Below are 15,491 nucleotides of genomic sequence, written 5' to 3'. Positions count from 1 at the left end.
GGAACTAGCGCCCTCCCTTCCTAGCAACGATGACCCGGAACTCATCGCTCGCGGCGTTGGTGGTGAGCCAAGCGAGCACTTCCGTGGTCAGCAACTCCAGCGGGGCGCCACCCCGCGCCGCTGCTATGAGGAAGGTTTTCACAGCCGCGGGCAGTTTGCCCGCCAATCGATCGAGCAGGTTGGCGGCGGTTTGGGCCTTCTGCACCGACCGCAAGTCTGGGAGCTTCCCTCTACCTGCGTTCAACTCGGTCAAGATGCGGTCGAGCTGGGCGGCATCTTCGGTCAGGGCAGGAGCCGCACCTAGCACTCGCACTAGGTTGCGGAGATCTCCGGCGTTACCCGCGAGGTTGGCCACGTACTCCTTCCATGCGCCCCGGATGTCGTTGTCGACCTGCTTGAGTAGGTCGTCAAACGTGTTGCGGGCGCGACTCCACTGACGCGGGTCGATGGACTTGCGCACGGCGTTCAATTCGGTGAAGACCCGCGCGGGAACGTCGACGCCTGGCCACCACGCCGCACGGCCCGCCTCGGCAGCCGCGATCAGGTCGGTCAACTTTTCGATACGCCGCTGCAACTCGTCCTCGACCGTCGTCAAGTGATCGAGGCGGTCCTGGAACTGCTTTTCGTCACCGGCACGGTCAACGGCGTGCCGCGCCTCCACGAGCCAAATGGGTACACCCTCAGTCATGAGGATCACCGGTTCCACCGAGCATGCGCAACTGGTACTCGACCTCGCCCAACTTTCGGCGCACCGACATCTCACACTGATCGAGGTCCCCTGATTCGGGGGTGTTGCGCAGGCACTCCTCGCGGGTCAAGTCGACGGTTTGCCTGATCTTGGTCAGGGCGCCTGCCGTTCGAATCGCCGTGCGCATCCAACGTTGGATACGCACGGCTTCATCACCAGGCGGGGCAGTGCGATCTATCGTCCATCGGAGAGGGACGTCCACTGGAGCTTGCTTCAGCACGTCGACCGCCAAATTCAGATCACTGTAACCATCAGGCGGGCGTAAGAACCCACTCTTCACAGCACGGGCGCCCAACTCCTCGGCCGCCTTGGCCACAGCACGGACTCTCCCGCCGGCGAGATCCCTCTCAAGTACTTCGAGCGCGTGACGGGCTTCGGAGACGGCCTCGTCCGCGCACTGTTCCACAGCCGTGAGCAAGGACTTGGCCGCGACCGCCAGGATCGGCTCCACCTCGCTGAATCCCTCCGCCACCTGCCGCAGGTAACGGGTCGGCGCCGCCAGAGCGTCCCCCAGGTCCCGGTCGAGCACGGTAACGTCGATGAGTTGCGGATCCCCGTCCCCCTGGCGCACAGAGGCCAAATCGCCGACCAACTCGAGGATCGTCGTCCTCTCCAGAAGACTCCTGGCAGCCTGGTCGACCTCACTCCACGTCGATGGGGTCCCCGCCGACGCCGGTTTGGCGGTAAGACTCGCGCGGAGCCCCGCCGATTCATCCACTTCCTCGCCTGCGCACACCAGGGCAATCGCTCGTGCCCCAACCGCTGCCTGGGCAAGGTCCCGCGTGTTGCGCCGGGTGAGCACTTCAGTGCGAACCGCAGCGGCCCACTCGTCGAGGCGCTGTTCCAACGTGAGCATGAGGTCGACCGGGTCGTAACCGGCGGGCCACGGCCACTGCCCCTTCTCGGGAACCCAGTGGCCATGTTCCTTGAACCAATGCGCGGCCGCAAGCACCTTCACATCACTCGACGTCCGCTCGAACCGAAACTTGACGGCGCCACGGGCCGCAGTCCGACCGTACGACTCCTTCCCGAAGTCGAACGAGGTGACGTTGAAGACCTTCCCGATCAGTTCCTGAGCGACACCGGTCAAATGGATGAGGTCGTGGTCGAAGTTGAGTCGCGCCTTCACCATCCCGTACACCGCCGAGCGGTAGTACTTCACCTCTCTGTCGGTGAGGTGCTCGCCGTTCTCCCATTGGAACAAGTTCCGAAGAGGGCTTTCCGTTGCCGGCACCGGCCGTTGGGGTGGAGCAGGCGTCGCATGGTGCCCACTCACGCTTCCCGGAAGCACCTTAAGAGGCGCCCTCGGTGCGACCTCCGACGTCTCCGTTGCGCGGGTGCCCAAGACGTCACCTAGCTTGAAAGCCTCCACCACCGCAGGACCCAAGGGTGCCTCGTCCCCCCACAGGACCAGTGCGCGGTAGAGGCGCTCAGCTTCGGCTCCGGTCCTGCCGTCCAGCACGACCGCCTTCGGGTGCTTGATGTCTGAATTGAACTTCTCGAAAGCGAGGGGATGCGGGTAGGTGCCACGACCGATGTGGGCGTGCGCTTCCGATAACGTCTCGGAGACGCAGACATCCAGATCGCTCCGTGGGGTAACCCCATCGGTGGTGGGTCTTTGCAGCGCGCGCCGCATCGCGACGTCGTTGTACGGGTACAGGCCAACCTCGCCCAATCCCGGCACATCCACGGCACCGAAACCAGCGTGACACTTGCTCCGCACCGGGCAGGGCATCCCGTGCTCATTGGAGTCACAGGCGTTCTTCACCCAGTCCTGATCACCGTCCGAAGACGCGCGGAGCCACGCCTCTTCGACCCCATCTCGCCCGAGCCGCACGAGGTTGAGGTAGCGAGCGACGAACACCTCCCGGTTCGCCAGCGCATCATCCGAGATTTCGAAGCGATGCGTCAACCTTGAGCGAACCGTGCCAACGATCCGCTGAAAGGGGTCGTCGGTCACCGCAAACACAGCTCGCAGAGGCGCCATGTCCGTACCGGGTTGGGTCGAGAATTGGTCGTACAACTCGCCATCGATGAGGCCGAACTGTGCCAGGTCCTCGAAGAGCAGAACGAGTTCCTTCCCCTCCCGACGCAGGGCTCTGCGGGCCTGTTCGAAGACGACGTCCAGAGTTTCACCGTGCGTCGCGCGCAAGCCAAGGGCCCTGCGCAGCGCCTCCTGAACGGCCTCGTTGAGCAGGTCAACCGCGATGTCCGGATCGGAGCCCACCGACGTCCACAGCCCCAGCAGCTCCGCGTCGCCCCGCAGAGCAGAGCGGACACCGGCCTCCCGCAGGGGCAGATCGTCGACCTCGAAGCGGTTACCGACGTCTCGCCGAGAAGTCTCGGCGTAGACGGAGTTCACGATGTTGTCGAGCGCGCGTCCCGGCCGCAGCAGCGCCTGGTTCACCGGCGGGACGGCGAGCAGGTCCGCAAGGCCGTGACGCCGCTTGCCCTGGTCATCCAGGTAGCCCAACATATTGTTACGTTCTTCTCGCCTGCCGAATTCGTCCTCGGTCTCACCCTCCGTCGGGGGCTTCGGCTGCAGGTTCCAGGTGAGTGCGAACCGCATCTCCTCAAGGAGGCGGTCCCTCAGTTCGGCCGGCGTGGCCTTGGCCACCGCCGCGTCGACCCTCTTCAATATCTCCTGTCCGCCACCTCCCGGGAGGCCTTGGACAATGCGGCGGAGCAACTCCCTGATGGTCTGGATCGCTCGCGGCACGTAGAGGACGTGGAAACGGCTCTCATCGAGCTTCAGATGCGCGTGCACCCACCGGACGACGTGACTCTTACCCGCTCCAGGAGCACCAGTTACGGCGATCAGAGTGTTGCGGTCTGGGTCGCCTGTGCCAGCGAGGAGCACCCTGAGGACGTCCCGTTCGCTGCCGTCGCCGTTGACCACCTCGGCACCATTGATGTGTTTGAGCGACATCGGAGTGTGTGCTGCAAGGAAAACAGCGTCGGCGTCACCGGGCAGTGCACCTATGTCCGAGTAAACGGTCCTTCGCACCGCGTCGGCGCGCCAGCACAGGAAACTTTCCATCGTGGTCATGCTCTCTCCAAGATCTGCACCCTGTTCACGCGCTTCGTGCGCTCGCCAAGTTGGATGAGCACCGCATCGACGGCGTCCTCTGCGAAAACCAACTCGACCAGCCCCTCGCGTTCGAGTTTGTGCAGCGCCAGTGCCAGTGAGCCACCGATGACCGTGCCACCAGACTGGGCCGTCAGACCGGGCACCAACTCGACCAGGCGAGAATCGCCCAATACAGGCAGGGCGGAGTACACCTGGCGAAACCACTGCTCCGCCGGTAGAGACCGGGGAAGGCGCGGCAGTGCCCTGCGGAGTGCGTTGCTGCAGTCGGGCACCAGCGCGGACCGCTTGGTTCCCGTCGAGATCTCGACAGCCAGTCCAAGGCTGATGGCCCAGCGGTAGAAAGGCCGCCACGCAGTGTCGTTGTTGATCTCCCGCCTCAGGCCCGCCTTGATGATCATGTCCTCCGGCCCTTTGCTCCAGTTGGTCGACACGGGCTCGAGGGGGTCCTGTGCGGCCAACCACACGAATCCCAGCACGATGTCGGAGACCTTCTCACCGCTGCTGACGGCGGCGAGGGATTGCTTCCCCAGAACGCTGAGTACGCTGTCGTAGAAAGCCCGTGTGCTGCCCGGCGAGTCACCCAGGACTCGCCTGTCTAAGGTACGGGACAGAGTCCACACGGGTTGCCTGCCACGGTCCGACTCGATAAAGCCCAATGCCTCGCCCACCGCAAGCGCGGGACCCAGCATGCTCGCCTTCAACTCGGTGGGTTTCACCAGAGCACTCGGTTGCAAGGCCTCCCGCAGGGCGGCGCCATCCTGCCCCTTGGGCCGCGAATCGAGGTAACGGCACACAACGAGCAGTGCCTGAGCACTGGCACGAGCGTACGTGTCGAGGAAGTCGAGCACTCAAGCTCCCAATATCTGCAGTGCGGTCCTGGCGTTGACAGCCCTGAGTTCCCGGATCACGTCCCGGCCGTCGATCGAGACATTCGGGCCGACCAGAAGGACGTCCACAGCGGAGAACTCGTGGGGTCTGTTGGCTCGGCGTACGCTCGAGTTCAGCCAGGCACCCGGGATTCTCGTGTCGCGTTCATAGACGACGAAGGACGAAAACGGTGTCAAATCCGCCGGGTGGACCGGCTCGGGGTCGACTAACAACCAGGACGGCTCCTGGGGAATAACACCGACCGAGCCCGCGAGGTGATTGATCCCCCTGCTCACCAGAGCGCGCGCCAAAGCCGGAGCCACTCGAGGGTGGTCGTCAGTCCACAGGACGACCAGGTCACTCCCGACACCGACGGTCTCGACCAACTCGGACAATTGTGGAGCGCTCTCGAACCGGACCGGCCACCGCTGGGGCGGGCGCGGCGGCGGATCGTGGGGTGGCTTAACTCCACGGCGCCTGCAACCCGGACACCGACCACACTTCGACTCGGGTTCCACGAAACAAGCCGCTACCCCGAAGAGATCCCGCCCGTTCGAGCCGGCCTGATAGTAGGAAGCGATCGCGGTGCACGCCGGCGACTCGTCCATCGCTACACCCCGCATCGCGACCAGGGCATGCCGGGAGCGCGTCCACTGTGCCTTCTGCCAGTCGGACCACGTCTCCGTCCAGAATGCCTTATGTCCCCCTATCGGCCGGCGGACTTCGACCGCTGCCCAGTCAGGTACCCGTCCGCTCTCCTCCTCCAGGGCCAAGACATCGTCGAAGTCGACGCGATAGCGTTTCAGCGCGTTCAACTCGACCAGGCCTTGGACAAGTTGCGCATTCCACCGGCGGTTGTAGGAGCCCTCACCGACCGTTCCTCGGTTGCCCTCCAAATCCAGGAAGTCGAGGCCGCGCAGCGTCTTCCGATGCGACCACAGATCGTTCCAGCGTTGCTGCGCGTTCTCGGCCGTAAGAACTTTCGTCGTCAGGCTTTCCGCCTCCGGCAGGTCCGCAGCCTGCGCTGTCAACAGGAACGCGCCCGACGCCTGCCCATCACGTCCCGCGCGCCCCAGTTCCTGGTACCAGCGGTCCACCGTTTCCGGTAGGCACGCGTGGATCACGGTCCGCAAATGGGGATAATCGATCCCCAGTCCGAACGCAGAAGTCGCCACGACGAGGTCCGTCCGTGTCGGACTGCCCTCCCCACCACGAAGCGCGGCGAGCACCTGCGCGCGGTTGTCGACGCGGGTTTTACCGGTCACCTCCGAGACGCGGTGGTAGCCGCGCGCGCGGAGGCGCTCGACCCACGTCCGGGCGGACTCTGGTCTGGTCACGTAGAGGATGGCGGGGCGCGGTGTATTGGCGAGAGTCTCGAGCACCCTGGCGTCGCGTTCTTCCGGATCGTCGGCATCCGCGATCCAGATGTCTGGTTCAGGCCGGAGTGCGTTGGCCGCGACCAGTGTCGTGGGACCGGGCTTCCCGAAAAGCTCGTGCAGGTCCTCGAGTTCGTGCGCCCCCAGAGTGGCACTCAGCATCAGAGTGACGGGCAGCCGCCCGCTCGGCCGGGCAGCGTCGAGCAGTTCGGCACGCAGGTGGCCAAGTGTCCGGAACTCGGGGCGGAAATCACGTCCCCACTGAGTGACGAGGTGCGCCTCGTCCACGACAATCCCGCCGAGTCGACCGCTCGCCGCGGCATCCATGAGAGTGGAGCGCAGCACGCGACTCACAGATTCAGGCGAAGTCACAAGTAGTGGTTGCCGGCCCTCGCGCACAGCCGTGCGGAGGCGCTCTCGCTCACCCTCCGGAGTCTCGCTGGTCCAGGCGAACGTCAAGGCCGTCTTGTTAGCTCGGGGACGCAGGCGCGCGTAGTGGTCCCGGAACCGCCTTTCGAAGTCGTACGCCAAGGCGATGGTCGGCACGACGATCAAACAGACTGCGTTGTCGTGCCGCTCCGCGAGACATAGAGCGATCTCTGTCTTGCCCGATCCGGTCGGAAGCATGGCTATCAGCGCACTGCCCGATGGGGCGGAGACGACGGCTCTGCACGCTGCTCGCTGACCAGGCGTACGGTAACTTCGGTGTCCGGTCACGCGAGTGAAGAAGGGGTCGGCGGGCAGATCGACGGACGTGAAACGCGGCTTGACAATGGGACCCGTGTTCGCAGCGACATCCGGTACACCGTTACCGTCCAACCAGGCCGGCTGCCACGGCATCGCGTGCCAGACGTCACCGGCTTGCTCCCTCAGCCATGTCTCGGCCGCGACCGGGCGCAATCGTTCTGAGAGCGAGCCCGCCACCACCACTCGCTCGACGCGGTTATTCCGCAGGCTCCACCTCCGCAGGACCTGACGGAGGAGCACTGCGAGGTCCATCCGGCCAGATGACGGATCCAGTGCCACCTCGGCAAGCCGAACGTTCAGGTCTTCGGTGAAGGGCTCGGGCAGGGGAGCGTGCGGATCGGCCAAGACAGCGCGGAGCCGGTCCTCTTCGTCCAGGGCGGCTCGGGTCGCGATCAGCGCTCCGGCCACAGCACTACACCTCCACATGAAATAAGCGAGACCGCCGGCTTGCCCACTCCTTTGACCAAAGCGTTTCCGAGGACAGTCTCCCGCTCCTTCTCGCTTTCGGCACTCATCCGCTCGGCCCTCGTCGGTAAGCGACGAACTCGGGCGCGCAGCACGTCCAAGCGCGATTTCATCTCCGCCACTGCCCGTTCACGGGCAATCGACGGCACGGAGGTGAGCGCAGGTGTGGACATGAGGTGTGCGCGAGCCTCGCCGTAGCTTGCCTCGCACAACTGGCGCCACTCGGGGAGTTCTTTCAGAACTGCTTTCCACCGGTGCCCGCTCAAGACGTGGTCACCCCGTCGTTCATCGAACGGTGGGTCCAAGACCGCTTGCAACTCGGTCGACGCCGTGCCGTGCACGTCGGTCCAGGTTTGCACAATGGTCGGCGCCAGGTGAGCGTCACCGCGTCTGCGCAGCCTACGCCGAGTGCCCTCGTCCGTGGCGTCGATATGCGAATCGTCGTACTCGACGAGGAACTCGCAATGCAACCACAACTCCGGCGACCACACCGCTCCGGTGCGGCGCACGATCGCACGGGTACGGCCGCGCTCGTCCTGCCGTAGATAACGTTCCAACCAATCCACCAGCGGGTCACCCAGCCGGAGAAGGGAGACGTCACGCCGACTCACGGCGACGTCACGTGAATAGGAGTAGGTCCGCTCGAGCAATCCAACGACCTCGCGGGAGGCATCCTCCGACAAGCCGCCGACCCGATCGATCCTGGTTTGGCCGGATCGTCGCGAATTGGGCCTGAAGCGCAAAATGCCTCGCTCATCCTCGTCCGGGCGAAGCGCGACACCACCGCGCACGGACGTCAATCGGGCGAAAGCTTGGCGAAGCTCCTCCTCGTTGCCGTCGACCGCTCGCAGATCGCTCAAGCCCACCTCATCGAAATCAGCTGCGACGGTGACGGATTCGAGCTCCTCGAGTAGGTCCACCTCCTTCCGTTCTTCGTCAAGCGCGAAACGCAGTTCGCCCAGGTCGTGGGTGAAAGCGCTACTCCCGTCCTCGCCCAGTGCCTCGATCAACCTGTCGCGCACCTCCGCGAGACGGCGCTGCAGAGCGGCCACGGACGAATCGAAGATGCCGATACCTTCGTTGAGCATGGCGAGTTGCGCTGTCACCCAGGAGCTGCCGGACTCAGTCAGAACGACCACCTCGGCCGGCCCCGAACCGCGAGCAAACCGGTCAAGGCGACCTATCCGCTGCTCCAGCCTGTTGAGGTCCAACGGTAAGTCCACGTTGACCAGAACATCAGCGTTCTGGAGGTTCCGTCCCTCTTCGATGCTGTAGTCACCGACCAGGAGTTGGGTCGTGCGCGACTCCAGGAACTCGATAACGTCGTCGTCAGCCTCCTGCTGGGCCATCCCCTGCAGGTGACCGCGGACCTTACTGCCCCACCGAGAGCGTGCCAACTCCAACAGGCGGGTGGCCGTGTGCACGGAGGTTGCCACCAGCACGACTTTCTGGCCGGCCGCGACCCGTTCTGCCACTACCTCCAGGGCGCGTCGCACTCGCGCATCGATTCCGACAAGTTGAAGCCGAGCGATGGTCGACTCCACCAGCGGGCGCATGTCTGCTGGTATGAGACCCTTCACCCTGAGAGCGCTCTCCAGGTGTACCAGGAGGGGGGCCGGGCCTCCCAAGCCTCGCATAACAGTACGTGCGTAGAAATCGTGATCGAGCCGTCCCGCCAACCTTTCCCTATACGCATCGAGAAAATCATCGACATCAGGTCGCGCCGGATCCTCTAGTGGCACGAAGGTCGGCTGGCGCCCCGACACTGGGTAGCCGACGGCCGGTCCGACGTCACGGCGGTGCCGGATCATGCGCCGGCTGATGCGGTAAGTCTCCCGAACGTAATCTGCCAGCTTCGCCCACATGGGCGAAGCTACGTCCCCGGTGGCTCGGCAAGCGTCGGCCAACTTCACGATGACCTGGTCCGAACGATGCAGTGCGGTCAAGCGGTCAAGTTCAATCAGGCGCCGGCGTAATGTCGATCGGTGCGAGATCAGGGCCTGCACACTCTGCGCCGCAGATTCGCGCAACTCGACCCGCTTCCGGAACTCGACCACGTTGTCAAGCGGAAACGCGGATGGGTCGACCAGGTTCAGCAATCCCAGGAAGGTGGGAAGATTTCCTTTCATCGGCGTCGCTGAGAGGAGGAGCAGCCCCCGCGCGTTCTGCAGGTTCCGCCGCATCACCTCGAAGGAGGACAGGCGCTCAACCACCTGGTGAGCCTCGTCGATCACCACCAAGCCGACATCCCTCAGGTCGCCATGGCGTAGGAGTTGCTCGTGGGAGATGATCTTGAGTCGCTTCTCGAGCAAGGCGCTGCCGAGCAGCAACCGCTCGGAGAGTTCGTCGCGCCACTGCTGCACCAACGTGCTCGGTGCACACACCAGCGCCTTGAAATCGCTGTTGTCGAGGAGTAGTTGTCGGAGCACGAGCCCCGCCTCGACAGTCTTCCCCAACCCCACTTCATCAGCCAGCAGGTAACGCAGAACCGGATCTGCAAGGACTCTCGCGACCGTGTCCAACTGGTGCTGGTAGAGCGCGACCGGCGCCGAGAGCACAGCCGTGAAACCGCGGGATGCGCTTCGCTGTTCGATCAGCCGATCCCGGAAGTCCTTACGCGCAGCGTAATACTCCGGTGAATCGCAGAGCCCGCTCTTCAGAGCAGCAACCGGATCGCGCAACTGACCGTTCCAACGGATCAGCAGCTTCGATCCGTGCACCTTTACGTCCTGACCGGAGCCTGCCAAGCGCACCCAGTACTCCCCGAAGCCGGACGCGGACGTGATCTCCCCCGACCGCCAGCCAAAAACGTCGCCTGGCAACCAGACCCTCGTACCCGGCGAGACTTTTGGCGCGGTCAGGCGCGAAGCGGGTACAACCACTTCTGTTTCAGATACACGAGGCACGTCGGTGTAGACGACCACAGCACTGTCGTTGTCACGTTTCGCCTTGCAGAAGCCGAAACCGAGATCGTTGTCGGACACCCGAACCCATTGCCCAATGAATCCGTTCACCGAGGAGAATCTGTTCAGCAAGCCCACCCGCTCGCACGCCAGGACAACATCTTCCCGATCGTAGCACTCGATACCGCCCCTGGCCCGCAGAACACATCAACCCACCCTCAACGCATGCAAGGCGAACGGAAATTCAGTCGCACGCGCAGGCTTGCGTGCTACACCGATCCGAGACGCGGCGGACGAGCAAGCGCAAAATAGCCTAAGCTTCCCCGACAACCACTCCGTGCATCCACGTGAGGCCGACTAGGCCATTCGGGTAAGATTCAAGGCGGCGTGAAACGTATATGACTCGTCTTCTAGCCGCCCAGTGCACACCACTGGCACGCAAGTCCGCAACCGACCTAACTCTCAGCAAGTATCCGACCATGCGTTCGAAGGAGTTCATGGGCGAGACAAAGGCAAGGCCGAACGCAAATGATGCCCTGACCGGCAAAGCAGGTTCACTACTGACAACGCGCCAACGAGTTAGCGCATACCGATTGGTCCGGGCGGGCCTCGGATCCGAGGCCCGCTCAGGCGGCGACTGCTGGGATCCGGCATAGGGCGAACAACGATTGCGGCTCTCAGTTGCGATCGCCCTCCGACATGGAGCCGACGTCTGATTACCGCGTGAGCTCGGCCAGCCAAAGACCGACTGGCCGAGCTACGAACTGGTCAGGCACAGTTCGCGACGCGACGTGCCTCGTCGATGCCTACGATCAGTGCTTCGGCCGCTTTAGCACCCGCTGAAGGTGCGACGTTACCTGCCGGACGTCGTTGGGGGTGTTCTGCAGGCTGTTCCAGCGACGTTCCTCGCCACTGCCCATGGACCAGCTTCCGGACGTCCAGGCGACGTGAGGTACGAGTCCTTCGATTGCCATACGGAGGGCCGGTGATCCGACCTCCTCCGGCAGCTGGCCGTCAGTCAACGTGTCCATGACGAATCCGAGAGATTGGATACCGACACCGTGAGTCAACCGGGAACTACGTGGAGGTTTGTTCCACGCATCCGGAAAGACGTCCCGCACAACCGACCAAAAAGCGATCAGATGAGCCACCATGCTCTTGACGTCGCCGGAACCGTCGACCGGGTTTCGGTATTGATAAAGAGCACCTTCAAAAAGGCTGTGCTCGACCATCTTCAGGACACTGTTGTCCTTGATGTATCCCTTTGGAGCCGTCGGGGTCGCAATAATACGATAAAAGGGACTCTTTCGATCCCCATTTAGTCGAGTCATTAATTGCGCAGGCAGTTGCCGGCGCACATACGATGGCGGCAAATGCCCCGTAGTATCCGGTAGCAGTTCATGAATGAGCCCCTTGGGCAAAGCCTTGGTGGAGTTCACCAGGATAAACTGTGAGCGCTGCTCCTTTTCACTGTCCGCAATGAACCCGACCACTGCCACCGGAAATTCTGCCAGGTCCGCATCACGGATAGCGGCAGCACGCTGCTGACCGTCCACAAGCCAGCCCGGCTTCTCTTCTTCCGGAAGACTCTCGTCAATAGGTATCACCAGCACACCAGGTATCGAGTAGTCGACAGCGTCTTCCGTCAGCAGTGACGGTACAAACTCGACGCGCTTCTTTTCAAAAGCGACCACGATAGCATTCGGCAGCATCGCACCTTTGGATTCCAAGTATCGCCGAATCCCCCGAATATGATTTAGAACTTCCGGACGCTGATATCCAGATAATTGTTCATCGTCGCCTCGTCGAATTCGGGACACCGCCGCAAAGCTATTCAACTTCTTGCCATCGACAGCGAAGCAGTAGATTCGACGGCGCCCTTGGCGGACCTCAAGTGCCGGAACCCGGAGGGTATACTGGTCAGCCACATGTGCTCCTAGTTCTGAAAGGCTTGATCATAGCTGGCCCGACCTCCAAGGCCGCGCATCTTGGCTTCCAACACGGTCAGATTATGGAACCCGCGACGCTTGTTGCGCTCGGTCCCCCGAAAGATAGCAATGTCCACGCCATGCTTCTTACACAACGCACACGGGCAAGTCTTCCAAGGCGCTGATTCCAGAGTCCTCCGATAGTGCAAAAGGTAGCTCTTTTTCTTCAGGTCTGCACCATGCACAAGTTTCTCATAGGCGGCAAGTGCCTCCAGGACTTCTTCATGCCCAACCGTGCCAGCGTCGAACAAACGCAGCAGTCCGAGACAATCCCGTTCCGCAGCCACGGCGGCCATCTGAGATACAGCACCTGAGAGTATCAGCCTCTTCAAGGCCGGATTTCCATCAACTTGAGGAACACGAATCGCCGTGTATGTTGTGGCATCCGTGTGGTAATTGTTACGGTCATCCATGAATGCCTGACGGAACACAGATGTGCTATCAAAGCTCGTGACGCCATACCGAGCAAACTCGTCCATGCTGTCAACCCGATTGATACCCAGGAGGTGCAACTCGGTGGCATTCTTAAGGCGCGGCTTGATTGCTGCCAGACAGGCAACGATATCTTGTGTCTTCAATGGCACCATCCCACCAAGAGCGATTCGCTGGTACCCCATGTCCTGCAATCGCGCCACACTGTCCGCATAACTAGCAGGACTCCAACCTTGTGCAGCACCAACAGGCTCGACCGAACTTCCCTGATCACGGAGCGCGGACAAGAATTTTTCAGCCAGATTCAAAGAAATGTGCCGACGCTTCACCCATGCTTCGTCCACATCTTTCTCGTCAGCATTAGGCACGTACCCGAAGATCACGTGGTCGATACTGACACCTGAATCGAATCCACACTCCTCGTAGAAGTCAACAACCTCATTTATAGAGTACGGTGGAAACTCTTCTTCGACATAATTGAAGGCACCACAGTCCCCAAGACTGGAGATCTCACCAGGAAGACGGAAGAATTTGCGGACACCCATCCGATAGAGACGGGCACGCTGCGAAGCAGCATACTTCCCCGCCCCCTTGATCGAACCGTCAACAATGGCCTTACTAACCAGAATTCCATCATATGGCAGAGGTTTCATAATCTCGTGCGCGTACACATCGTCACGTTGACGCACTCGAGTTGGAAGGTACTCATCGTGCATAAAGTCGTAAGTCGGACTAATAAGATCCTGACTGTCCGGAAAGTAGAATTTCACTTCGCACTCGACCTCGACTTGACATACACACGGATAAGAAAGTTCGACAGCACGGAGATGTGACGTGGGGTGTTTTGCAACTCATTCCAATCAATATTCAACTCGTCCCACCGCCCTTCAGTCCATCGACAGTGTGCCGCTACCAGCTTAATCTCCCGACGGATGCGTTCCACAAGATCGTCCGCGTCTGCATCAACGTGGGTCATAACCTTGTCCATAAGCCGCCCCATCGCCCGGATGCCAACACCATGCATCAGTCGACTCTTCGCCGGCGACTTACCCCACGCGTCAGGAAAAGTAAGTTGTACTGCAGTCCAGTAAGAGACAAGAATCTTACGGATAGCCGCCGTGTCAATTGTACTGGTCGACAAGTTACGATAGAGGAAAAGTGCCCCGGCGGAGGAATTAAGAGACTCCTCGACTGCCGTGACCAGACTGTTGTCAGTAACCACTGCGATACCACGCTGATCAGGGCCGGTCGAAGCACGCTTGATAAGGCCCCGGAATGGTGAATCCTGGTCATGGTTCAGGATGTCGACCAGCGCCGACGGGAGTTTACGCGCGGAAAGTTTAGCCGGCAGAGGGGTCCACACTTCCGGCAGCAGTTCCGACACCAGATTCGTGGGCAACGGCGACACCGTATTCACACGCAAAAACTGGTCGCGCTGGGTCGCGATGTCCTCGGCCACGAATCCAGCCACAATAACAGGCAAGCGAGTGTTCTTGGTTCTTGCCAGCGCGGCGCTTCGCTGTTGCCCGTCAACAATCCAGGCCGGCCTTGGCTCGTCCAGAGACGCGGCGATCGGTATCTCGATCGTGCCCGCCTTGGCAAGCGTGTCCGACACACCTGGGCCCGTGCTGGCACGCCAGCGAACAGTCGCAGGCAAGGCCATGATCAGGCCATTGGGGAAGAGGACATCGTCACCATCGAGGTATTCGAGGATCTGCTTGACATGCTGTTTCTTCTCTGGCCGCTGATAACCGATAAGCTTCCCAGCTGCATCCCTTGATATTCGAGCAATGTCAGCCACTTGGGCAACCTCATCAGCTGCGAGAGCGAAAAGATAGAGGTCGATGTTCGGATGCTGCAGCACCTTCAGAGCGCGCCGCTTGATCATCATCACTCCCCCATCGTCTCGGTGTACAGCGCGGCGAAGCGCTTCTGTTCACATGCTCGACCGCTGTCACGTAGCAATCGGTGCAGCTTAGTCCGGGAGTAGTCCGGATACACCTGGACTGATTGCCGGATGAATGCCTTGACCTGCGCATCCGTCAACGGCTGCCGATCGTACCTTTCGGTTCGCGCGGCACTCGCAGCCCACCGCCCCCAGGCCGCCACCGTGCTGCTCCCGGCCAGTTCGCCGTTGCGGCAGTGCTCCAGCCAGGACGCTGCCATCCGCACGTTCAGTCCGGTTAGCGTTCCCCCCAGAGCCGAGCGTAAGGCGCCGTTGGCCGGCACCCTGTGAATTCCCTCGATGTCTGTAAGCCCGCCGACCAGCAGCACGTCGCTCCCCGCCTTCCCCAACTCGACGAGATCGAACTGGAGGACACTGGCGTAGACCTCGGACAACACGAGCAGCACAGGCCCTTTTGCGGCGAGGTCGACCAGTTTCTGATTGCCCATACGTTCCGCCAAGTTCTGCCACCACAGCCTTCGATCATCCGAGGTGTCGGCCACCGTGTCCGCATGTCTGGGACTGAAAGTCGCCGCGTAGGACGGGTACGTGTCCGTGGCCGGCTGCAGTCCCACACCCGCCGACGCGACCCACAGACGAGGGGAGAAGCCAGCAGCCTCCGCAGCGCCGAGCAGGGTCTTAGCCTGCACCCAGTGCTCGCCTTGGTAGAGCTCGTTCAGGGGCAGGGTTGCCGCCTCGGCGTCGAGGAGCGAGCACCACCGGCGAACCCGGCTCGAAACCGTACCACTCGGCAGTGTCCTGACCTGCAACTCTGGACGGGCCCGCATAACTTTACGCTCCGTGCAGGTCACTACCACCGACAGTTGAGTCACCCGTCTATGCTCCTTCGTGGTAACTAGCTTCTCCGTGTCGGTCACTCCACACCATAGTTGCAGAGCTAGGCTGTACTCGGATCATGAATCAATTGG

9 protein-coding genes are annotated in these 15,491 nt (G+C 61.9%); all 9 read right to left on the bottom strand.

Annotated features, from left to right (window positions below):
* Positions 1 to 4: 4 nt before the first annotated feature.
* Positions 5 to 706 carry a hypothetical protein gene (locus AMYNI_RS0124220; RefSeq protein WP_157357467.1) on the bottom strand — a complete coding sequence of 234 codons (702 nt, stop codon included), beginning with the start codon at positions 704 to 706 and terminating at the stop codon, positions 5 to 7.
* A complete protein-coding gene (locus AMYNI_RS0124215) occupies positions 681 to 3,797 on the bottom strand; it encodes an ATP-binding protein (protein ID WP_020670650.1) in 3,117 nt (1,038 codons plus the stop codon). Before AMYNI_RS0124215 ends, AMYNI_RS0124220 begins: the two co-directional genes overlap by 26 nt.
* Complete coding sequence (locus tag AMYNI_RS0124210) at positions 3,794 to 4,687, bottom strand: hypothetical protein (protein ID WP_020670649.1); 894 nt, start codon at positions 4,685 to 4,687, stop codon at positions 3,794 to 3,796. The genes AMYNI_RS0124215 and AMYNI_RS0124210 overlap by 4 nt, the downstream gene beginning before the upstream one ends.
* On the bottom strand, positions 4,688 to 7,237 hold the full coding sequence (gene dpdF / locus AMYNI_RS49210; protein WP_020670648.1) for a protein DpdF: 2,550 nt from the start codon (positions 7,235 to 7,237) through the stop codon (positions 4,688 to 4,690).
* Positions 7,222 to 10,308 carry a protein DpdE gene (dpdE, locus tag AMYNI_RS0124200; protein WP_157357465.1) on the bottom strand — a complete coding sequence of 1,029 codons (3,087 nt, stop codon included), beginning with the start codon at positions 10,306 to 10,308 and terminating at the stop codon, positions 7,222 to 7,224. The genes dpdF and dpdE overlap by 16 nt, the downstream gene beginning before the upstream one ends.
* A 701-nt stretch (positions 10,309 to 11,009) precedes the next feature.
* Complete coding sequence (gene dbpB / locus AMYNI_RS48335; RefSeq protein ID WP_084628447.1) at positions 11,010 to 12,125, bottom strand: DGQHR domain-containing protein DpdB; 1,116 nt, start codon at positions 12,123 to 12,125, stop codon at positions 11,010 to 11,012.
* A gap of 8 nt (positions 12,126 to 12,133) precedes the next feature.
* Positions 12,134 to 13,387: a tRNA-guanine transglycosylase DpdA gene (gene dpdA, locus AMYNI_RS48330; protein ID WP_084628446.1), complete on the bottom strand. Its 1,254-nt coding sequence runs from the start codon at positions 13,385 to 13,387 to the stop codon at positions 12,134 to 12,136.
* Positions 13,384 to 14,505 (bottom strand): DGQHR domain-containing protein DpdB, encoded by a 1,122-nt coding sequence (gene dbpB, locus AMYNI_RS48325; RefSeq protein WP_211225507.1) that lies wholly within the window; start codon positions 14,503 to 14,505, stop codon positions 13,384 to 13,386. The genes dpdA and dbpB (AMYNI_RS48325) overlap by 4 nt, the downstream gene beginning before the upstream one ends.
* Positions 14,506 to 14,507: 2 nt before the next feature.
* Positions 14,508 to 15,395, bottom strand: coding sequence for a hypothetical protein (locus tag AMYNI_RS0124190; protein ID WP_026360867.1), 888 nt, complete (start codon positions 15,393 to 15,395; stop codon positions 14,508 to 14,510).
* Between the last annotated feature and the right edge of the window lie 96 nt (positions 15,396 to 15,491).

It is taken from the genome of Amycolatopsis nigrescens CSC17Ta-90 (assembly GCF_000384315.1).
GTDB classification, from domain to species: domain Bacteria; phylum Actinomycetota; class Actinomycetes; order Mycobacteriales; family Pseudonocardiaceae; genus Amycolatopsis; species Amycolatopsis nigrescens.
This window is presented reverse-complemented; position numbering and strand designations above follow the sequence as displayed.

Bases quoted from the DNA above. Each gene is read 5' to 3' on its own strand.
- AMYNI_RS0124215 (WP_020670650.1), bottom strand. From the start codon at position 3,797: ATGACCACGATGGAAAGTTTCCTGTGCTGGCGCGCCGACGCGGTGCGA.
- dbpB (WP_211225507.1), bottom strand. From the start codon at position 14,505: ATGATCAAGCGGCGCGCTCTGAAGGTGCTGCAGCATCCGAACATCGAC.